The 19,903-nt window shown below is 71.7% G+C and carries 16 protein-coding genes and 1 tRNA gene; 6 read left to right on the forward strand and 11 right to left on the reverse strand.

What is annotated here, in order from left to right:
* Window positions 1–85: 85 nt before the first annotated feature.
* The 4 genes from BM237_RS09900 to BM237_RS09915 all read right to left on the reverse strand — a co-directional run bounded on the left by BM237_RS09900 (window position 86) and on the right by BM237_RS09915 (window position 5,874).
* On the reverse strand, window positions 86–1,519 hold the full coding sequence (locus BM237_RS09900) for a Cys-Gln thioester bond-forming surface protein (RefSeq protein ID WP_093849171.1): 1,434 nt from the start codon (window positions 1,517–1,519) through the stop codon (window positions 86–88).
* A gap of 181 nt (window positions 1,520–1,700) precedes the next feature.
* On the reverse strand, window positions 1,701–2,096 hold the full coding sequence (locus tag BM237_RS09905; RefSeq protein WP_093849172.1) for a single-stranded DNA-binding protein: 396 nt from the start codon (window positions 2,094–2,096) through the stop codon (window positions 1,701–1,703).
* A 182-nt stretch (window positions 2,097–2,278) separates the two neighbouring features.
* Window positions 2,279–4,231: a GTPase gene (locus tag BM237_RS09910; RefSeq protein WP_175540950.1), complete on the reverse strand. Its 1,953-nt coding sequence runs from the start codon at window positions 4,229–4,231 to the stop codon at window positions 2,279–2,281.
* A gap of 5 nt (window positions 4,232–4,236) precedes the next feature.
* Window positions 4,237–5,874, reverse strand: coding sequence for a dynamin family protein (locus tag BM237_RS09915; protein WP_425443671.1), 1,638 nt, complete (start codon window positions 5,872–5,874; stop codon window positions 4,237–4,239).
* A gap of 302 nt (window positions 5,875–6,176) precedes the next feature.
* Here BM237_RS09915 and BM237_RS09920 point away from each other — a divergent pair.
* Window positions 6,177–6,249, forward strand: a tRNA-Arg gene (locus BM237_RS09920).
* Window positions 6,250–6,407: 158 nt separating this feature from the next.
* Window positions 6,408–8,330, forward strand: coding sequence for a TerD family protein (locus BM237_RS09925; RefSeq protein WP_093849174.1), 1,923 nt, complete (start codon window positions 6,408–6,410; stop codon window positions 8,328–8,330).
* A 31-nt stretch (window positions 8,331–8,361) separates the two neighbouring features.
* Here the strand turns inward: BM237_RS09925 and BM237_RS09930 are convergent, their stop codons facing one another.
* On the reverse strand, window positions 8,362–8,796 hold the full coding sequence (locus BM237_RS09930) for an ATP-binding protein (protein WP_093849175.1): 435 nt from the start codon (window positions 8,794–8,796) through the stop codon (window positions 8,362–8,364).
* A 181-nt stretch (window positions 8,797–8,977) separates the two neighbouring features.
* Here BM237_RS09930 and BM237_RS09935 point away from each other — a divergent pair, with 181 nt between their 5' ends.
* Both BM237_RS09935 and BM237_RS09940 read left to right on the forward strand, forming a co-directional pair.
* Entirely contained in the window at window positions 8,978–9,847 is an 870-nt protein-coding gene (locus BM237_RS09935) for a helix-turn-helix domain-containing protein (protein ID WP_245793519.1), read from the forward strand.
* Entirely contained in the window at window positions 9,844–10,035 is a 192-nt protein-coding gene (locus BM237_RS09940; RefSeq protein WP_093849176.1) for a DUF397 domain-containing protein, read from the forward strand. Before BM237_RS09935 ends, BM237_RS09940 begins: the two co-directional genes overlap by 4 nt.
* 58 nt (window positions 10,036–10,093) lie before the next feature.
* Here BM237_RS09940 and BM237_RS29825 read toward each other — a convergent pair whose 3' ends face one another.
* The 4 genes from BM237_RS29825 to BM237_RS09960 all read right to left on the reverse strand — a co-directional run bounded on the left by BM237_RS29825 (window position 10,094) and on the right by BM237_RS09960 (window position 13,928).
* Window positions 10,094–10,483, reverse strand: coding sequence for a DUF7008 domain-containing protein (locus BM237_RS29825; RefSeq protein WP_245793520.1), 390 nt, complete (start codon window positions 10,481–10,483; stop codon window positions 10,094–10,096).
* A 356-nt stretch (window positions 10,484–10,839) separates the two neighbouring features.
* On the reverse strand, window positions 10,840–11,325 hold the full coding sequence (locus tag BM237_RS09950; protein WP_093849177.1) for a hypothetical protein: 486 nt from the start codon (window positions 11,323–11,325) through the stop codon (window positions 10,840–10,842).
* Between the two features lie 49 nt (window positions 11,326–11,374).
* The gene (locus tag BM237_RS09955; protein ID WP_093849178.1) at window positions 11,375–13,441 is read right to left on the reverse strand and encodes a DUF6571 family protein; all 2,067 of its coding nucleotides are present in this window, start codon (window positions 13,439–13,441) and stop codon (window positions 11,375–11,377) included.
* Between the two features lie 28 nt (window positions 13,442–13,469).
* Window positions 13,470–13,928, reverse strand: a complete 459-nt coding sequence (locus BM237_RS09960) for a hypothetical protein (RefSeq protein WP_139238085.1) — start codon at window positions 13,926–13,928, stop codon at window positions 13,470–13,472.
* A gap of 111 nt (window positions 13,929–14,039) precedes the next feature.
* Here BM237_RS09960 and BM237_RS09965 point away from each other — a divergent pair, with 111 nt between their 5' ends.
* Window positions 14,040–14,252, forward strand: coding sequence for a hypothetical protein (locus BM237_RS09965; protein WP_093849180.1), 213 nt, complete (start codon window positions 14,040–14,042; stop codon window positions 14,250–14,252).
* Window positions 14,253–14,380: 128 nt separating this feature from the next.
* Window positions 14,381–15,028 (forward strand): SMI1/KNR4 family protein, encoded by a 648-nt coding sequence (locus BM237_RS09970; protein WP_093849181.1) that lies wholly within the window; start codon window positions 14,381–14,383, stop codon window positions 15,026–15,028.
* Window positions 15,029–15,083: 55 nt separating this feature from the next.
* On the opposite strand, the gene BM237_RS09975 is transcribed toward BM237_RS09970, so the two are convergent.
* Window positions 15,084–18,737 (reverse strand): DNRLRE domain-containing protein, encoded by a 3,654-nt coding sequence (locus BM237_RS09975; RefSeq protein ID WP_093849241.1) that lies wholly within the window; start codon window positions 18,735–18,737, stop codon window positions 15,084–15,086.
* Between the two features lie 514 nt (window positions 18,738–19,251).
* Window positions 19,252–19,869 (reverse strand): hypothetical protein, encoded by a 618-nt coding sequence (locus tag BM237_RS09980; protein WP_093849182.1) that lies wholly within the window; start codon window positions 19,867–19,869, stop codon window positions 19,252–19,254.
* Between the last annotated feature and the right edge of the window lie 34 nt (window positions 19,870–19,903).

Genomic DNA, 19,903 nt, shown 5'->3' on the forward strand with positions numbered 1-19,903 from the left:
CGGCGGCACACGGCCGGGTGGTTCAGGTGGTCCGGGCGGATCGGGTGATCACGCCCGGACCGGTGGAGCTGTGCGGAGCGACGACTCAGTCGCCGGAGCCGGCGGTGGCGGGCTTCTTCTTCCGGAGGAAGAAGACTGCGGCGCCACCGAGGACGACCAGAGCGAGGGCGACGCCCGCGATGATCGGGGTGGTGCTGCTGCTGCCGGTCTCGGCGAGGTTGCCGTCGGTGTCACCGGTGTCGCCGGTGTCGCCGCCGACGGTGGCCGGGCTGGGCTCGGTGGAGGGCTCGGGGCTCTCCTCCTCGCCGCCGCCGGTGGTGGTCTCGGTCTCGCAGTCGAGGGTGCCGGTGAAGGTCTCCTCGAAACCGTTCGGACCGGTGATCGTGATGTTGTACTCCTGGTCCTCCTGGACCGGGACGGTCACGGTCTCGGAGCCGCCGGCCGGGATCTCGTGCTCCTTGCCCGCGAGGGAGAAGGAGAACGGCTCGTCACCCTTGTTGGTGGCGGTGACGTCCACGCCGCCCTTGACGCAGTTCTTCTCGGCGGTCACGGCCGGGATCGGACCTTCGTTGGCCCAGGTCGCGGTCGCGTTGGCGGTGACGCTGGAGCTGCTGGAGCCGGCCAGGATCTGGGTCTGGCTCGGGTTCTTCGGGTTGACGCTGGTGAAGGCGCGGCCCACGGCGACCTCGGTGTTGGCCTGCGCGGTCAGCGAGGCGGTGCCGGGCTCGGTGCCCTTGGGCACGTCGAAGAAGAGCTGGTCGCCCTGCTTGGCGGTGGTCACCGCGTTGCCGTCCTTGTCGACGACCGTCACACCCGCGTTCGCGGCCTCCGCGCCCGGCGCGACGTTCACGGTCTGCGCGTTGGTGTTCACGGTGACCGGGCCGAGCTTCTCGCCGGCCTTGCCGGAGACGGCGGACGGCTCGAGCGTGAGCGAGGCCTTCGGCTCGGCGAGGTTCTCGGCCGACTCGATCAGGTACTCGGCGAGCTTGTCGGCGTTGTCGTCGTCCGCGTCGACCTTCACGTTGTCGGAGAAGTGCCAGATCGCGATCTGGGTGCCGGCGGCGGCGGTCTTCTCGGTGAGGCGCTCGGCACCGGCCTTGGTCGCGAGCGCCGTGAGGTCGTTCACCTGCGGGTAGGAGTTCTTCAGGATCCAGAGGATCCTGCCCGCGTTCTCGTTGTTGTGCAGCGTGGACTCGTCCCAGGAGGCCTCGCGGTACTCAGCGCCCGCGACCGTCCCGCGGCCGACGTCGATGCAGTAGGTCTTCAGGGTGCCGCCACCCTTGACCTGCAGCTCGAACAGACCGGCAGCGGTGTTACCCGGATTGGGACCGTTGAGGATCTTGACACCGGAACCGATCGTCACACCGGCCTTGGGCAGGGTGGCGAGTACGCCGCCCTGCTGGTTGTTCTCGTCTGCGACGGCGGTCCCCGCGCCGGCGATCGCTCCTGCCGCCAGCATGCCGGTGGCTATCGCTGCGGCGGCGAAACGGGCGGGACCCCGTCCGCGTACAGAAATCATGGTCTGGTCGTCCCCTCGTCAACCCCCGTGGTCTCAGGGGGTGATCGTAGGGAGCAATCGGAACGCGATCCCCAGGAATATCAGACGTTACACACTCCGAGTCCCAATCGTTATCGGAGAATGCCGCAGAGCCGTACTCACCATGACATAGAGGCAGTTACCGGCTGGTTGTGTGTAAGTTTCATGGACCTGCGGCCGGTTCGCCGACGGTCACGGCCCGCACCACGCGGCGGAACGAGGAGGTGCCCCGGGCCAGGTCGTGCCCCACCGCCGTGGCCTCGATCTCCGCCGACGTCCAGCGCTTTCCGTCGCGTTCGCCCTGCTGCACTCGCAACCGCCCCTGGACGACCAGGGGTTCGCCGACGGTCACGGAGGCGGCCAGGTTCTCCGCGAGCCCCCGGAACGCCCACACCGTGTAGAAGCTGGTGTAGGCGTCCGTCCAGCCGCCCCGCTGCTCGTCGTAGCGCCGCACCGTGGTGGCCAGCCGCAGCCGGGCCACCGGATGGCCGGACGCCGTCGCCCTGGCCTCCACCGCCGACGCCGCGTTGCCGACCACCGTCACCATCGTCTCGTTCATCCGGGCCTCCCCCGTTCCCTTCCCGTTCGCTCCCGTACGGGTCGTACGAGCCGTACGGGTCTGATGCTGCCCGCACGGGGCGAAGTCCGCCGCAGCCTGTGGGGTACCACCGGGTTGTGGACAACCCGGCCACTCGGACGGGTCACCGGGTGGCCGGGCATAGGGGCTCTACGGATCCGGCCTCAGGCCCGGTCCGTGCCGCCCGCCGCGATGACGTACTGCTCGCGCACCTCCCGGTACCGCAGCAGTTCGGCGGCCACCGGTTCCAGCACCCAGGCCTGGCCCCAGCCGGTCGCCAGCCGCCGCAGTCCGCGCTCCTCCTCCAGCCCGTACGCCCGCGCCGGCCCCCGTGCCGCGATCCGGCAGCACCCGGCCAGCAGCGGACCGCCCAGCGCGCCGCCCGTCAGCAGCGCCACCGGCAGCCAGACGCCGCCCCACCCGGGCCCTCCGGCGATCAGGTCCACCAGCAGGTACAGGCCGAGCAGTTGGACGGCCAGCATCAGCCACTGCGCGCAGGACACCACCGTCCACCAGCGCGGCCTCGGCGGCCGGACCTCGTCGCCGTCGTCCTCGGCCGAGGCGATCGCGTCCTCCAGCGCCTCCGGCAGCCCCAGCGCGCCGCGCCAGGCCGCGTCCCGCACCGAGCGTGCCCATGGCTGCGGCAGCCCGGCCGACGCCTCCTCGGCCAGCGCCCGGACCGCCTGCGCCAGTACGGGCCGGGCCACCGCGACCGTCTCCGGCACCCCGTCCCTGTCCCCTTCCCCTGTCCCGTTCCCGTCTCCGTTCCCGTCTGCGCCACCGGAGGCCGGTCCGGTACCGCGCCCGGCCGCCGGGGCGGCGGCCGTCTCCCCGCGCCCGCGCCGCGTCTCGTACCGGCGCAGCAGCCGCGCCCAGGGGGTGCCGCAGGCCTGCTCGGCGTGGCGCAGCCAGAGGCGCTCGGCCGTCTGCCCCGCCGCCCACGCGCCCACCGCGCAGGCCAGCCGGTCCTCGAACTCCTCGCGCGCCCGCTCGGTCAGCCCGGCCGGGCCCTGCGGGGTGTCGGCCATGTAGACCGGGCGGAGCCGGGCGACCGCACCGTCCACGTCGGCCGACAGCCGCAGCGCGGCCGCCCGCCGCCCCGAGACCAACTCGCGCAGCGAGTCCCTCAGTTCGCCGACGCCCTGGCCCGTGAGCGCGGACAGGGCCAGTACGGTCGCGCCGGGCTCGCCGTGCTCGCCGAGGGCCATGCCGTCCTCGTCCAGCAGCCGCCGCAGGTCGTCCATGACGGTGTCGACGGCGTCGCCCGGCAGCCGGTCGACCTGGTTGAGCACTACGAACGTCACCTCGGCGTGGCCGGCCAGGGGCCGCAGATAGCGCTCGTGCAGCACCGCGTCCGCGTACTTCTCCGGGTCGGTCACCCAGACCACCGCGTCCACCAGCCGCAGCATCCGGTCGACCTGCTCGCGGTGGCCGGGGGCGGCGGAGTCGTGGTCGGGCAGGTCGATGAGGACCAGGCCGCACAGGGCCGGGTCGCGCGGCTGCACCCGGCGCCGGGCCCGGGGCGGCACCCCCATCCGCTCCAGCAGGCCGTCGGCGCCGCTGTCCCACTCGGTCTCCCAGACGCAGGCGACGGGCACCGAGGTGGTGGGGCGGCGCAGTCCGGTCTCGGAGAGCTGGACCCCGGCGAGCGTGTTGAACAGCATCGACTTGCCGCTGCCGGTGGCCCCGGCGACGGCGACGGTGGTGTAGGCCCGCGACAGCCTGCCGCGCGCGGTGACCTCGTCCAGGATCCGGCCCGCCTCGGCGAGCACCTCGCCGTCCAGCCGGGTGCGGGAGAGGCCGACCAGCTCCCGCAGCGCGCGCAGCCGTTCGCGCAGCGCCTCCTCCTCGGTCACGGCGCCCGGCGCGGCGCCCGGCGCGGCGTACACCCGTGTGCCGCCGGGGCGGCCGCCGCGGGCGCCGTCGAACGGCCCGGCGTCGAAGGGAGCGCCCTCGAACGGCCCGGTGTCGAAGGGGCCGGCGGGGAAGGGGCCGGCGGAGAACGCCGCTCCCCCGGCCTCCTCCCGCACGCCCCCGCCCCCGTCCGTACGGGCCCTGCGGGCGATCAGCCCGTCGTCCCAGATCCGGCCGCCGTCGGTGCGGACATCGGTGCCCACCGCGATCACCTCTCCCTCTGCAGTACGGACAGTGCGGCGACCAGGGCCACCTGCTGGTCGGGGGTGGCGTCGAGGTCCCGCAGGGGCGCGAGCCGGTAGCCGCGCTCCCCCCGCAGCACGCGGTCCAGGCAGTCCTCCAACAGCCGCTCGCCGCGCTCGCGCAGCCGCGCCGCGACGACCGCGCCCAGGGCGCAGGCGAGCGCCTCGTCCGCGCCCCGCGCGCGCCGCCCGCCCAGCAGGGCGGTGGCGAGCAGGGCCGCGATCTCCTCGGCCGACAGCGGGCAGCCGCTCTCGGCCGCGCGCAGTTCCTCGTCGGCCACCTCCTCCAGGCAGCGCCGCCAGCGCCGCGCCAGGAGGTCGATCCGCTCGGCGACCAGTTCGTCGGCGCGGCCGCACTCGGGGGCGCCGGGTTCCTGGCGCCAGGCGTCGGCGGCCTGCTCGTCGGCGTCGCCGACGGCGCCGCGCAGCAGGGCGGACAGTCCGTCGGCGAAGGCGTCCAGGAGTTCGTCGCCGCCGCTGTCCCGGGGGAAGCCGCGCCAGCGGGCGAGGGCCTCGCCCGCCAGCAGCTCGCCGTCGGCGATCTGCCGCCGCACCCGCGCCCCGGCCCGCTCGTACGCGCCGTCGATGTGGCGCATCAGCCGCAGTACGGCCGCGTGCTGGGCCGCCGCCGCGCCCGCCAGCCCCGAGACGCGCGAGCGCAGCGAGGCCAGGGCTCCGGTGGCCGTCCGGTCGGCGGCGACCACGCGGGCGGCGGGGTCCCCGGCGTGGTGGAGCAGCCACTCTCGCAGCCCGGCCACGGCCGTGGCGGGCAGCAGCCCGGAGCCGCCGCGCGCGGATTCGGGCAGCTCGGGAACGGTGAAGCAGGGCACGTCGCCGAGGCCGGCCCGCGCCAGCAGGGCGGTGTACTGGCGGGAGAGCTCGTCGGCGACCTGGTGGGGCGCCCGGTCCAGCACGGTGGCCAGCGTCACGTCGTACTCGCGGGCGCTGCGCAGCAGGTGCCAGGGGATCGCGTCGGCGTAGCGGGAGGCGGTGGTGACCAGGATCCACACGTCGGCGGCGCAGAACAGCTCGGCGGCCAGTTCGCGGTTGGCGGTCACCAGGGAGTCGATGTCGGGCGAGTCCAGCAGGGCCAGCCCCACGGGCACGGCCTCGGCCGTCTCGACGGCGAGCGCGGGCGGGGCGTCCGCGTCTCCGCCGTCCGCCGGGTGGTCGTCGTCGGGGAGGGCGGGCGGGGTGTCCTGCGCGGCCCGGCAGTCGTCCCGGCGCGGTGTCCAGACCCGTCTCAGCCGGGGCAGTACGCGGGGCCCGGCGAACCAGTGCTGGTCGGCGGGGTGGCAGACCAGCACGGGGGTGCGCGTGGTGGGCCGCAGCACTCCCGCGTCGCTGACCCGGCGCCCGACGAGCGAGTTGACCAGGGTGGACTTCCCGGCTCCGGTGGAGCCGCCGACGACGGCGAGCAGCGGCGCCTCGGGGGCGCGCAGCCGGGGCACCAGGTAGTCGTCGAGCTGGGCGAGCAGCTCGCTGCGGGAGCGGCGGGCGCGCTCGGCCCCGGGCAGCGGCAGCGGAAAGCGGGCTGCGGCGACGCGGTCACGCAGCGTGGTGAGCGCGTCGAGCAGTTCGGTCCTAGCTTCCAAGATCGCCACATGCGCAGAATGCCCAATTTCGAATGGTTTTTGAAGTGCATTAGGGCTAGAACAGGGTGTTTTGACCCCTGTGGCCCGCGCCGCACCGGGGAGCGGAGGGCATAACGACTGCACAACACCCGCCCCACCGGGCGTTCAAACCGATGCATGATTCGTACTCGCCTGCGATTATCGGGACCGCTTCACTGAACCTCCACAGGGTGTCGCGGACGTGAAGCAACCGGGAGGAAGTGCCCGGGCCCCTATCCTTGTCGCGGCAAGGTCACCCGGGGGCGCTCCGCCGTCCGTCCGCGACCGCTCGAGCCCCCGTAGCTCAGTGGATAGAGCAGGCGCCTTCTAAGCGCTTGGCCGCAGGTTCGAGTCCTGCCGGGGGCGCTCACAGCCTTCCGCCGCCGTCCGGTCCGCCGGGCGGCGCGCGCGTCCCCACCCCCTCGTGCCGCACGCCGTGCCGCACCCGCCCGGCGAGGCCGCATAGCGGGACAAAGAGCCGTATGGGTTGAGAGCTGGTTGAATATCGCACCATCCTTGTTCCCATGAGCCTTGCCACCGCCTTTCCCGATGTATCCGGCATGCGCGACTACGCCCTCGACTGGGCTCTGGTCGACGTGGAGACCTCCGGTCTGGTGGCCCGCCGGGACCGGGTGCTGTCCGTCGCGGTGGTGACCCTCGGTCCGGACGGCGAGCAGACGGGGGAGTTCTCCACCCTGCTCGACCCCGGATGCGATCCCGGGCCGGTCCACGTACACGGGCTGACGGCCGGGCGGCTGCGCGGCGCCCCGGTCTTCGAGCAGGTCGCCGAGCGGATCGCCGCCATGCTGGAGGGCCGCGTCCTGGTCGCCCACAACGCACAGTTCGACTACGACTTCCTGGCCCACGAGTTCGCCCGGGTGCGCAGGTCCCTGCCGGTCTCGCGGCGGCTGTGCACCCTGGCGCTGAACCGGCGCGTGGACCCGCCGACCGAGGACCTGCGGCTGGGCACGCTGGCCGCGCACTACGGAGTTCCGCGGCTGCGCGCCCATGACGCGCTGGACGACACCCGTGTGCTGGCCGGCGTACTGCGCGGCTCCCTGCGGGAGGCGGCCAGGCTCGGTCTGCCCCTGCCGCTCGTGCCCTGCCCGCCCCGGCAGGACCCGCGGTTCGCGCCGAAGCCCCCCAAGACCCCGTGCGCCTTCCGCAACCCCGGGCGGCTGTCGCCGGGCGGGAAGCTGGTGCAGGGCATGAAGGTCGCCCTCACCGGGGAGACCGCCGTCTCCCGCGCGGAGCTGACCGAGCGCGCCGTGGCCGCCGGACTGAACGTGGTGACCTCCGTCAGCCGGCACACCGGCGTCCTGGTCACCAACGCCCCGGCCTCGGGCTCGGCGAAGGCGCGGCGGGCCGTCGCCGAGGGCGTACCCGTCGTCGACGAGCGCACCTTCCTGCGGATGCTGGACGACGTACGCCCGGGGACGCCGCACGGACAGCCGGCCGCCTCCGTTCCCGCCCCGGCCACCCCGGCCACCCCGGCCACCGCGCCGCCGGAGTCCGCGCCGGCCACGGCCGACGCACCGGACACGGCGTCCCCGGCCGACACGGCGTCCCCGGCGGACACAGCGGCCGAGCGGACCGCCGGCACCGCACCCGCCGCACCCCCGCGGCCGAAGCCGAAGCGGGCGAGCGGGCCGCTGGCGGGGCGGCGCGTACTCGCCCTGGGCGGCACCCACCCCCGGGCCGCCGCCGCCCGCACCCGGATCGTCGAACTGGGCGGAGCCGCGGCGATCAACCTGTCGGCCGGCGTCACCGACGTCGTCCTCCTGCCGGGCGGCGACGGCGACCGGCGCATGCGCCGGATCACCGCGCTGGAGATCCCCGTACACGGTGCCGACTGGCTCGACGCACCCACCGCCGCCGCCCCGGGCCCGGAGCGGGCCGACAGCCGGCAGACCCCGCGGGTGCTGCCGAGGGGAGGAGTCGTCGACCTGCCCGGGCAGGACGTGGGCGCCCTGTGGAGCGTCACCGCGTCCTGGGCCCAGCAGACGGCCTGCGAGATCGATGTCGTGGCCTTCAGCGTCGACGAGGACGAACAGGTCTCCCGCGACGAGGACTTCGTCTTCTACGGCGCGCCCGAGAACCCCGGTGGCACCGTGCGGCTCCTCTGCGACGGACCCACCGAGCAGACCGTCACCGTCGACACCGGCACGCTGCCGCCCGCGGTCCGCAAGGTGGTGGTCGCGGCGGCCGTCGACGGCGAACCGGCCTTCGGCGACGTCGGCGCCGTCCAGATCACCGTGGGCCCGGACGGCGGCACGGCGCCGCTGGCCCAGGCCGTCCTCGACGCCGCCACCACCGAGCGCACCATGATCCTGGCGGAGATCTACCGCCGCGGCCCCCTCTGGCGCCTGCGCGCCGTCGGCCAGGGCTACGACCACGGCCTGGCCGAACTCGCCCGCGGCTACGGGGTGGACGTCGCACACGAGTGAGCGCGTGCCGCCCCGCGCCCGTCCTCACCCTTCACAGGGCGATCTCCGCCCAGACCGTCTTGCCCGGCCCGCAGCGGTCGCGCACCCCCCAGCGGTCCGCGACCGCCTCGACCAGCAGCAGTCCCCTGCCACGCTCCTCCGAACCGGCTTCGGCACACACAAGGGGCAGGGGGCGCCCCGGGTGGGTGTCGGACACCTCGACGCGTAACACGCCTCCCCCGCCGTCGTACACGAGCACCAACTCGAAGTCCCGCCCGGGGACGCGGCCGTGCAGTACGGCGTTGGCCGCCAGCTCGGCGACGGCGAGCGCGGCGGCGTCGAAGACGGCCGTGCCGCGCGGGATGCCCCAGACGGTGAACTGGTGCGCGGCGAGCAGCCGGGCCAGCCGCGCACCGCGCCGGGTAGCGGAGAAACGCTGGGCGAACGTACGTACGGTGACGGGCGGTTGGGGGTGCTGGACTGTCATGGCGGCCAGCGTTCCGCCGCGAATCGCCTGCTCGGCAGGGCCGGAGCCAGTACAGATCCCGCTGTACCAGCGGAACCGGTGGACTGGGTCGGTCACGGGGCGTGACGATGACGAGTCTGTGACGTTGGGCAATGGGACGGGCACTTCTTGTTGCGGACGCGGGTACGGGGGGCGGTTTTCCATGGCGGCGGACAACGACGGCGGAGCCGGGAACGGCGGAAACGGCGGTGGGAACGGCGGGCTGGAGCTGTCCGACAGCCTCAAGACCTTCGGGGCCGTACTGAAGGTCCTGCGGGAGGAAGCACGGCTGACGCAGGAGGAGTTCGCCCCGCGCGTCCGGTACTCCCCGCACTACGTCGCCAAGATCGAGCAGGGCAAGCGGTTCCCGCCCAGGGACCTCGTCGCACGCGCGGAGGATCCCCTCGGCCCCATCGCCGCCCGCGTCCTCGCGGCGGCCGCCCGCAGCCTGACCCGGCGGGCGGGCCTCGCCTCGTGGTTCCACCAGTGGGCCGGTATCGAGGAGGAGGCGCTGTCGCTGTACACGTACGAGTCGAGCGTCATCCCTGGGCTGTTGCAGCCGGAACCCTACATCCGGGCGATCTTCGAGCGCCGCCTTCCACTCCTGACGGAGGACGTCTTCGAACGCCAGGTGGCGGCTCGTCTGGCCAGGCAGCAACTAATCGTGGAACGCCCGGACACGATGTTCTCCTTCGTGATCGAACAGGCGCTCCTGGAACGCCACTTCGGAGGTCCCGACACCACACGGACCCTTCTCGATCACCTTCTGGAACAGGGACGCCGCCGCAACGTGGAGATCCAGATCATGCCGCTGCGGCAGGAGGACCACTCGGGATTCGAGGGGCCGATGCGCCTGGCTGAGACGGCGGACAACCGATGGGTCGGATACGTCGAAGCGCACGACAGCAGTGCGCTGATCACCGACCCGAAAGCCGTCAGTGCCATGCTCCAGCGCTATGGCAAGATGCGCTCACAGGCTCTGAGCCACCAGGCCACCACGAGCCTGCTGGAGCAGATGCGAGGAGCGCTATGAGCACCACTGAACCGCACTGGTTCAAGAGCAGCTACAGCGGCGGCGGGGGCGGCGACTGCGTCGAGGTGGCGGTACAGCCTGCGACGGTCCTCGTCCGGGACTCCAAGGACACGCAGCGGCAGCCGCTGTCCGTGTCCCCTGCCGCCTGGTCGGCCTTCACCACCCACGCGGCGGGCTCACGTCCCTGAACCCGTGAACGGTTGGTGGGGCGGCGCGTATACGCGCCGCCCCACCAACCGTTCGGGGCTACTCCCCGTCCGGCGCGGCCTTCCTGGCCGGCTTACGTCCGCGCTGCTTCCTCACCGGACGCCAGGCAGCCAACTCCTGCTCGCCCACCTGATTCCTGCGGAGCAGGTTCTCGTACTCCGCCTCCAGCTCGTCCGCTGGTACGTCGCCCCACTCGTCGTCGTACTCGCCGTGCCACTGCTTGGCCCACGGCATGACCTCACGCAGTCCGGCGAGCAGCGGAACGATCCGCTCAGTGCTCCAGTGCCGGGCCTCGGCCTCGGCCAGCCGTTCGCCGGGGCCGGCGATGAACGGCTCGTCGATCAGCCCGTTGTCCTCGCAGAACCGCACGAAGACGCACCCGAGCACCCAGGCGGCGGCCGACTGCCGCACCCGCTCGTCGCGCCACATCCCGTAAGGGGCCGCCGCGCGGCGCCTCCCTGGCCTTGCGGTACTCGCCCTCCAGGCGGGTGTGGAACTCCTCGGACCCGGCGCGTTCGCGCAGGTCGTCCTCCAGGGCGGTCACCTGCCGCTTCAGGTCCTTGAGCAGGGCTCCCCTGTCCACACCGGCGTCCACGCCGGTGTCCGCACCGGCCGTCGTCTCCGTCACAGTCCGTTTCCTTCTCGCTCCGCCGCGCCGTCCCCGCATGCCCTGCGGCTCGGCCCCAATCCTGCCAGCCGCCGCCCTTCGCCGAAGCCCCCGCATACGGCGGAGGGGGCGCCGTACGGCGCCCCCTCCGCCACCGCCCCGGCGGCACGCACCGCGGCTACTCCTCACAGCCCGTCTCCTCCATGCCCACTGGCAGGTACGCCTCGGCGAAGCGTTCGAGCTCCTCACGCCAGCCGTCTGGCTCGGACACGTCGAAGCGCTCGACGGAGACGTCCAGGATGTAGTGGCCTTCCTTCCCCTGATACGTGCACGGGTTGACCGAGAGCGCCATGCCGTCAGAGACGACCGTGTCCGCGCCGAAGGACGCCTTCTTCGGGTTGACGAAACGACTGGGATTCTCCGCCGCGAACTTCATGGCGTCGATCTCCCCACCGTCCCGGTATTCGCGGATGCCCAGTTCCGTCCGCCCGTCGACGGACAACAGGCATCTCGTCATGTCGTCCCCGATGGGGGTCACCTCCGCCTCGAACTTCTCGCCCTCCGGCAGCAGCGGACGCAGAAGTCCGGGGTCGATCTTCCTGCCGCAGACCTCCTGCGGCACCGTGTAGCCCTCCGAGCCGCCGCACGCGGACAGGGACGCCACCAGAACGACTGCGGACAGCGCCGTCGTCCTCGGCCCGCGATACATTCCGCTAGTCCCCATTCTTCCCCGCCAGCCCCTTGGCACGGTTGTTCCCGTCGTACGCCGCTCCGCCTATCTCGTGCTGCAGACTGTATTCCGTTCCCGCGTCAGGGTGGTCGGGGTTGGCTTCGGCCCACAGTTGCGCCAGTGCTTTGAGCTGTATCTCGCGCACCCGGAAGTTCTCCCCGTTCTCCCGGCTGATCTCGTCGTCGATGCGCCTCTGCTCCTCCAATTGCCAGGAGTACGCCATCGCGTCCACACCGCGCTGGGCCGCGTCGCCGACGACGGGGATGAAGTTCGCCGCACCGCCGACGAGGTGGTAGCCCCACTTGGCGTCCCAGGAGGGGTCGTCCTTGTCGGTGTCCAGAGCCTGGTAGCGGGCCTCTTCGAGGAATCCGGTCGTGTGGCCGGCGCGCAGCAGGGTCTCCTTCGGGTCATCGGGAGTGCCCACGTTGATGTCCCGGCCCATCTCCCGGAGCAACCCCTCGTTGAGGATTCCGTACGCCTCCTGGTCGCGGGACACCTGCTTGCTGACCTCCAGCAGTTGCTTCCTGTCCAGCGGGCTCTCGTACGGGTCGAGGCTGCTGGCCGCCTGGTGCACGGTGTCCGAGTGGTTGGCGAGGACCTTGGCCATGTCGTCGCGGATCTCCGGCGGGAAGTCGTCGCCCGTCGCCGACAGGTACTTCAGTGAACGCTCCAGGACCGCGCCGTGCTGGTCCGTGTGCGGCACGAAGGCCGCTGTGTCGTCGTGGGGGTCGATGCCGGTGGCCGCCGCGAAGAGCGCGTCGCCGATGGCCTCGCGGGCCGCGAAGGGCGGGTCCTGCCCGATGCCGTCGGGGAAACCCTCCCGTTCCTCGAGCACGTACTGGGCGTTGTCCTGCGGGTGCGTGGAGGTGAAGAACTCGGTGGACGCCTCGGGGTTGCGGCTGAGCGCCGTCATGAAGCCGGTCATCGGGTCTCGGCCCAGGTCGTTGTCGGCGCCGCCCGGGTTGAGGATGGTGTGCCCGGAGGTGAGGCCCTGCCAGTGGCCTCTCGGCAGGCCCATCTCCTTCTCCCGCTCGACCAGGGCGTCGCCGTAGTCGTTGAGGAAGTCCTTGTCGTACGTGCCGTGGTGCATCAGGTTGCTCATGACCTGGAAGCCGTACGGATTGCCCTGGGTGGGGATGTCCAGTTGCCTGGGCCCGAGTTCGATGACCTCCTTCTTCCACGCCCGCATGGCGGGACTGTCGCTGTGCGACGCCTCGGCCAGGACGACGCTGAGATTCTCCTGTGCCTCCTTCAGCTCCTCGATCCGCTCGTCGCTGAAGGGACCGCCCTGCCGGGGGTCGTTGAGGTTCGCGTAGAACTCCAGGAAACCCTTGCCGCCCATGCCGGTCGCGAACCGCTCGGCGAAGGCCGGGTTGTCCATGTTCTCGGCCACGTGATCGTTGAACCGCTTGAGTTCGGCGTCCGTCATGGACGATCCCTTGGACGCCATCTCAAGAGCCTTCTCGGCCTCCTTGACACCCTGCTGGTCCCGGTAGTCCCGCAGGGAGGAGTAACTGTCGCTGCCGAAGTCGTACGGGTGCCCGGCGACGAGGGACCGCAGTACGGCGGCCATCGTCTCGTCCGCCTGGCTCGCCTTGTCGACCGCCTGGCTGATCTGGTCCCGCACGGAGTTCAACGTCTCCTGCGTGGGCCCGGGGTCGGTGTTGCCCTCGCCGCGCCGGTCGGGATGCACGGAGCGGGCGACGACGCCGTTGGGCCAGACGGTCACACCCTCCGGGGGGTTGTCGACGATCCGCTTCAGGTCGTCCCGGGCCGCCTTGATGGTGTCGTGGCCGTCCCGCAGGACGTCACGGATGCTGGTCGCCTGGGTGACCGCGTCCTGGAACTCCTTGACGGTCTTGTCCACGAACGTCCGCGTGACGGCGGCGTTCTCCCCCTCCCAGTCCGCCTTGTCCGACTTCGCCTTCATGTCGTTCCTGGCTTCGTCTGACAGCTTCTCCAGCTTGGTGACGGTCGTCGTCCAGTCCGTGACCGCATCACCGAGCTTGCCCAGCCGGACGTGCAGCACGTCCTCGAACTTCGGTCCCATTCCTGCCTGCTTCCTCCTGCCGGGTCCGTCAGCGGTAGTAGTCGCTGATGCGGGACGGGTTCATCAGCTGTCCCTGGAGGTTGCGCATCCCGGTCTCGATCTTCTCCTCTTCCGCTCCGTAGCTCCTGGAGGAGAAGTCCAGGTGGTTGGAGATGTGCGCGCAGGCCTCCAGCAACGTGCCGACCTGCGTCTCCCAGGTCTCCGCGACCTTGGACAGCGCGGCGCCCGAGGTGAAGTTGTCCCCGCTCAACTGGGTGCCGGCGCTCTTGCCGGCCGATACGGGATGCTTGCCGTCCGCCTTCAGGCCGGTGTGGAGTCCGTGCGCGGCGCGGCCGATCAGTCCGAGGTCGTCCTGCTTGACGGTGAGGCCGCCCTGACCGCCACCGTCTCCGCCACCCCCGCCGTCGAGTCGGTTCAACCGTGTCTGCGCAGAACGTTCCTGACTGGCCTTCGCCACCAACTGCGCCCACTCGTCATCGAACGACACGCGCCGCTCCCCTTCCCTGCTCGGTTCACAGTCCGCTACCGGATGCTTACGCTACTGCGGGACACGAGACCGGATCCGACCGGGTGAAGGGGTATCGAGGTGGGCGGTAGCGTGCCTTCCCCGCCCCGGCGCGGGACGGACGGAAGACCGGATGCCGTCGCCCACTCCGGCTTCGCCGCGAGGTCGGCGCTGCTGGTCACCGGCGTCTCCATGCTGCTGACCCGGAGGTTCGTGAGGGCCGGGCGGCTGCGCCGGTGGTGGTACGCGCTCCCCGTGCTCCTGGGCCCGGTCACACTGCTGCGGCTGACCGTCCTCGCGCCCTGAGGCCGACACCGCCACGGGCGGCGCCGAAGGTCCCGTCCGGGTCACGATCCGCGCCCGCACCCGTCCGAGGCGGGCCGTGTGTTGTGAGAGTTCGGAGGCAGGATGCCCAGCCTTTGTAAGGTGGCCGAATGTCAGTCCAACCGCACGGTGGAACCGAACAGGTCACAGCGGCCTGGCAGGCCCTGACCGGCTGGCTTGCCGAGCACGCCCCCGTCTCCCACGCCTCCCTCCTGCCGCCGGCCGGGGAGGAGGACATCGCCGCCGCCGACTCCCTGCTGACGCGGTACGCCGGGTACGGGCTGCCCGCGGAGTTGGTCGCGCTGTGGCGGCTGTGCGGCGGCGTGGAGCACCAGTACATCGAGGAGAACGAGGAGCACGGGGAGGTCGGCTCCGGTGCGTTTCTGCCGGACGGGGTGCTGCTGCCTCCGCGGGAGGCGGTGCGCCCGCGACTTCCGGAGCCCGGTCGGCCGGACTACTGGAACGGAGCCCGGGTGGTTCCGTGGCTCACCCCGGACGAGGCCGGCCCCGAGTTCGGCCAGTACGCCGGCTCCGGCGGTGTCGGTCACTGGTCGACGATGGCCGGACCGGAGGTGTCCGAGCCGCGCCACCCGTCGGTCGCCGCCTACCTCGAAGCCGTCCACCGCACCCTGACCGTGGGACCGGCCGACCTGATGGGGCCTGATGTGCCGGGCATCGTATACGGCTGCCTGGTGTGGGAGAACCCGGACCACCCGGGTATGGACGAGGCCTTCGAGCACTGGACACCGCTCCACTGAGCGGCCGGGCCCGCACCTCCGGGACAAGGGGTGGGGCCCGGCCGGTTCTTCCGGGTCAGGGCTTGGTCATCTCGCAGACGAGTTCGGCCGTCGCCGGGTCGCAGTTCTCGAACCAGGCGCGGCCCGGATCGACTGTGTAGGCGTCTCCGTCGAGCATTCGGAACCTGCCGGTGAAGGTGTTGCTGAACGGTTGCATCGAGCCGGTGTTGACATACCCGGACATCGACGACCTGCCGCATGTCTCGTCCCACGTCGGCGGGTCGTAGCGGGTGTCGTCCAGCAGGTGTTCGCTGCCGTCGTCGGTTCTGGCCGCGACGGTCTGGATGCACTCGCCTCCGCCGTTCACCCCTGCGGGCATCCGGCCGCCGTTCGCACTCGGCACACCGGGAGACTCGTAGGTCGCCGAGAACGGGAACTCGTCGCAGCTGATCGAGTCCACGGGCGGGGTCGGGCCACCTGGGCCGAGTTCCGGATGGGGCGCGGTCCAGGAGTGCTTGACGAACCTCTTCTTCGGCACCCAGCCGTCGGCGCGCTTACCCGTGTACTTGGGGCACATCACCCTTTCCCGGTTGTCGTCCCGGTCCCATCCGGACGAGGTGCGCGCCTTCGTCGACAGGTAGTGCAGCGGCCTGTCGACGCTCGCTCCAAGGCCCTTCGACGGCTTCGACTTGTTCTGGATCATCCACACATGAGCCGCCGCGGCCGGGAACCGCGCCGTGTGGATCTTGTACTCCGGGTAGTACTTCGGCATCACACAGCCCGGCAGGCCGTTCGCGGCCACCTTGTCGCAGCGCACGTCCACCTGGGTCGGGATACGCCAGGGCCGGTCGGCACCGTCCACCCATTCACGTTTGCGCCCGTCCGGGGCCGGCGGCGGCTCGACGTCGGTCTGGGTGGCCCCCGCGAAGTAGACCGGCAAGTTCATCGACAGGTCGACGTCCCGGCCACCGGAAGCGTTCCTGACCTCGCCGTCCCACTTGTGGTCCGCGGTGCCGGTCGCCATGTGCGTGTCGTTCGGTTCGCCTCCGTTCATGCCTCCCTTCCAGGCGAGGGTGCCGTAGAAGTCGTAGTTCTTCAGTTCGACGCCGTCGTCGCACTCCTTGGTGTCGGGGTCGAAGTCGAGGCACATCATCGAGTCGAGGCGCGCCTCGGGGTCACCGGCGCCGAACAGCACCGAGCGGTCCTGGGCCGGGAAGGTGTTCCTAACCGGATTCAGCTGGATCCAGGTCTTGAGGTCCCCGCTCTTCGGGTGGGTCTTGACCTGGTAGGCGACCTCGAAGCTGGCGCTGTAGCTGATCGTCTCGACACCGGTGATCGGCTTGCTCTCCCAGATGAACGTCAGGTCCAGGAACACGCAGGCCTCGTTGCGCGTCATCAGGGATTTCTGCGCATCGCCGTACAGGTCGGGCTGGCACCAGGGTGCGGTGACGATCGGGTCCGGGTATTCGGGGGCCAGGGTCCTCAGCGCCCTCGCCGCCTTGCGCGTGCCCGCCAGTGACTGCTCCGCCTTCGGAGTGATGATCACCTTCGAGCCGTCGCCTCTGTCGATGGTGCGGGGTGCGACTCCCCCCTTCCAGCCCGGGGCGGGCTGCGGCGGGTCGGTCTGCTCCGGATAGGCGGCGCCCAGATCGGGCTGCGGCAGCTTGATGTCGATCTTCTGCTCGCGGTTGTAGTCACGGTTCCCCGCAACAAAGCCGTAGTCCTTGATCGGACCGGCGTTCCCTGCCCTGTCCACGGTGCGGGTCTGCACCAGGTGGTTGCCGTCCGCGGCCGGTGTCACCGTGTACGACGCGTCCACCGCCATGGTCTTCAGAGCGCCGGTGGTGGTTCTGACGGCGGACCAGCCGTGGTCGGGGGCATCGTCCTCGTACGGGTCGAGGCGGTACCGCACCTCGTAGGCGTCGTCGGCACCGGTGGTGACGTCGAAGACACCCGGGGTTCCGGCGGAGCCGCCGCCCCAGTTCTCCGGATACGTCGCGGAGGTCACGCTCGCCGGTGCGTCGGGTGCGGTGGTGTCGACGACGAAGTGGGTCCAGGAGGACCAGGAGAGGTTGTAGTGGGTGCCGTCGTAGGCGTTGGTGCGGAACTTGTAGGTCTTTCCGTCCTGGAGCTGTCCGGCCGGGACGGTGACGGAGACGGGCTCGCCCTGCTCGCCGTAGCCGGAGACGAGCAGGCCCTCCCCGGCCGGGGTGGTGATGGGAGTGTCGGTGGCGGCGTCGTAGACCTGGAAGGTGCCGGTGACGGTGTCGCCGTCGGGGTCGGTGAAGGTGTCGCGCAGGGTCGGGGTCGTGGTGTTGACCGCCCACACCCCGGCGTAGGACTTGAACGGCCCGCCGGCCTGGCGGTCGGTGCCGTCGGAGGGCCGGTAGTTGTAGGTGACGGTGAGCCTGGGCTGGTTGGCCGCGTTGTCGGCGGAGTTGACCCGCTTCCAGGCCCGGACGTCGTCGGTGGCGGCGCGCAGGCCCATGTGGCCGCGGGTGGCCTTGGCCGAGGCCCAGCTCTGCACGAGGGTGTCGACGTCGGCGTTGATCCACCCGTCGGGCTGGGATCCGGTGCAGCCGGGGTTGCCGCGGGTCTGGGTGGAGGAGTGGTACTGCTGGTTCCAGGCGGGCTGGCTGGTCCAGCGCGAGGAGGTGGAGGGGGCGCCGGTGTCCCAGACCGTCCAGGACTGCGTGGAGCAGTCGGTGTTGCCTGAGTGGAAGTTCCACAGCGCCAGGTTGGTGTCGATGATCAGCGCGTCCTGGATCGGTGTGGTGTTCCAGGTGATGAACGAGCGGGCGGTGCGGTAGGTGCCGTCGGGGTTGGTGGTGCCCGGGTTGCCGAGGTCGAGCTCGGTGTCGGTGGACCAGTCGACGCTCTCGCCGCGCTGGACGTAGGTGTCGAAGGTGTTGGACAGGGCTGAGGTGGAGGGGTCCACGGTCACCGGGTACTTCGTGGCCGGGTCGGCGAGGAAGCCGGCGTCGGGGGTGACGACCAGGTCGATCCGGCCCTTGCCTCGCTCCACGACCTCCATGTCGACGCGGGCCCGGCGGGTGTGCTCCCCGGAGCGCTCGTCCACCGACGCGTCCCACATCACCGGGGCGGGCATGGTCGCCCGGGCCTCGCCGGTCCCGGTGTCGGTGAAGGTGACCGAGCCGTCCTTGTTCGCCCTGGCCTTCAGCCCCTCGGCCTTGACCGGGAGGGTGTAGGAGTAGTCGCCGGCGGTCGGCTTCCTCTCGATCTCGACGAACTGCTCGAAGCCGGTCCGGGTGGCCTCGACGATCACATCGGCGCCGGGCACCGCGTTCTTGTAGCGGGCCGTGGTGCCGTCCAGTTCGGGCTCGGGCAGTCCGCCCTTCCACTGCAGCGTCACCGCCTGGTCACCGCTGCCGAGGGTGACCAGATCACGGGCGGGGGCGTTCCGGGCGGCGCTCAGGGACTTCGCCACCGTGCCGCCCCGGCCGGCCAGACGCAACCCGTTGGGGTGCCGCTTGGCCCGCACGTCCCCGTCGGCGGCGGTGAGGGTGACATCGACCTTGTGCCACCTGCCGTCCTGCCAGACCCGCTCGGGGCCGGAGGTCAGCTCGGTGGTCAGCGTCCCGTCCGGGTTGGCCGTGGTGCGGGTGGTGGCCGTGGTCTCGGCGTGGGCCACGACCTTCTTGCCGGTCTTCTTCGCCTCGGTGATCGCCCACGCCTTGGAGCCCTTGGCATGCCGGGCAGCCCAGGCCATGTCGGAGGCGAGGATGTCGGCCTCGGACGGAGCGGTGACCGCTTTCGGCGGGGCGCCCGGCTCGGGGGCCGGCGCGGCGGCCGCCGAACCGCCCGCCAGGAGCACGGTCTCGGCGACCAGGAGCAGAGCGGCCCCGGCGGCCGTCCGGGGCACGGAACGGGATCGGGGTCCTCTGCGGGATGCGGTTCCACGTAAGAACACGAACCAGCACGTCCTCTCGACGCGATCGGTCACGAAACGTGTGCGAACAGGCACACAGTCGGAGGACTGTAGGAGGTTGATCCACCGGGATGAAGGCCACTTCGGGCCAGTGCGGCCGGGCGGCCGACCGGTTCGGACCACAGACGTTGAGGCACGGGCGTCGAGGTTCCTCAAACGTCGGAAGGATCACACCCGCTCCCGTCGAGGCCGGTAGGCGGTCTCCTTCCCGTCGGAGGCGTACGACGCCAGCGGGAGTGCCGGCAGCCCCGTCGACATGTGCGTCTGCGAACCGCTCCCCCGCCGTCGGGCTACGTCACGCAGAGGCCTGCGAGGACAGGAAGGCGCCGTCCAGGTAGGCCAGTTCGCCGTCGCCGGGGACCGCTTCGACGATCCGCCCGTTCAGGTGCGGCACCTGGATGCGGGCCTCCACCGGGCACAGCAGCCACAGGCCGTGCGGGTCCTGCGCCGGGCGGCGGGCCGCGCTTTGGAGGCGGACCAGCAGGATGCGCCCGCCCTCGTCCCAGTAGCGGGCCACCAGACCCGCGTCGTGGAGGAAGAGGGCCGTGCGCGACGCGGCGCAGCGGGCTGTGAGGTGCTCCTCCACCCGCTGCCAGACGGCGCGGACGAATGTGGCCAGGCCCGGCTTGACGCGGCCCGGGGACGATGCGGCGTCCGCGCGCAGGACCGTCTGCCAGTCCTGCCCGTGCTCGGCCGCGCCCGGCAGCCGGTGGACCTTGACCGTCAGGGCCAGGAACCCGCCGCGCCGGGCGCTCCGCGTCAGGCGGTCGCGGACGGTTCCGTGCGGGTCTCCGGTCTGTCCGCGTGCGGCGGGGGCGGGCGGCGGAGGCTCGTGTGCGTCCCCGTGGAGGTCCGGGAGAGCCGCGGGGCGGGCGCCTCGGGGAAGAACCGGCAGGACTCCTCGTCGTGCCACAGATCGAACCGGGCAGCCTTCAGGGCGTCCTCCA

This window comes from Streptomyces mangrovi (genome assembly GCF_900114215.1).
GTDB classification, from domain to species: domain Bacteria; phylum Actinomycetota; class Actinomycetes; order Streptomycetales; family Streptomycetaceae; genus Streptomyces; species Streptomyces barkulensis.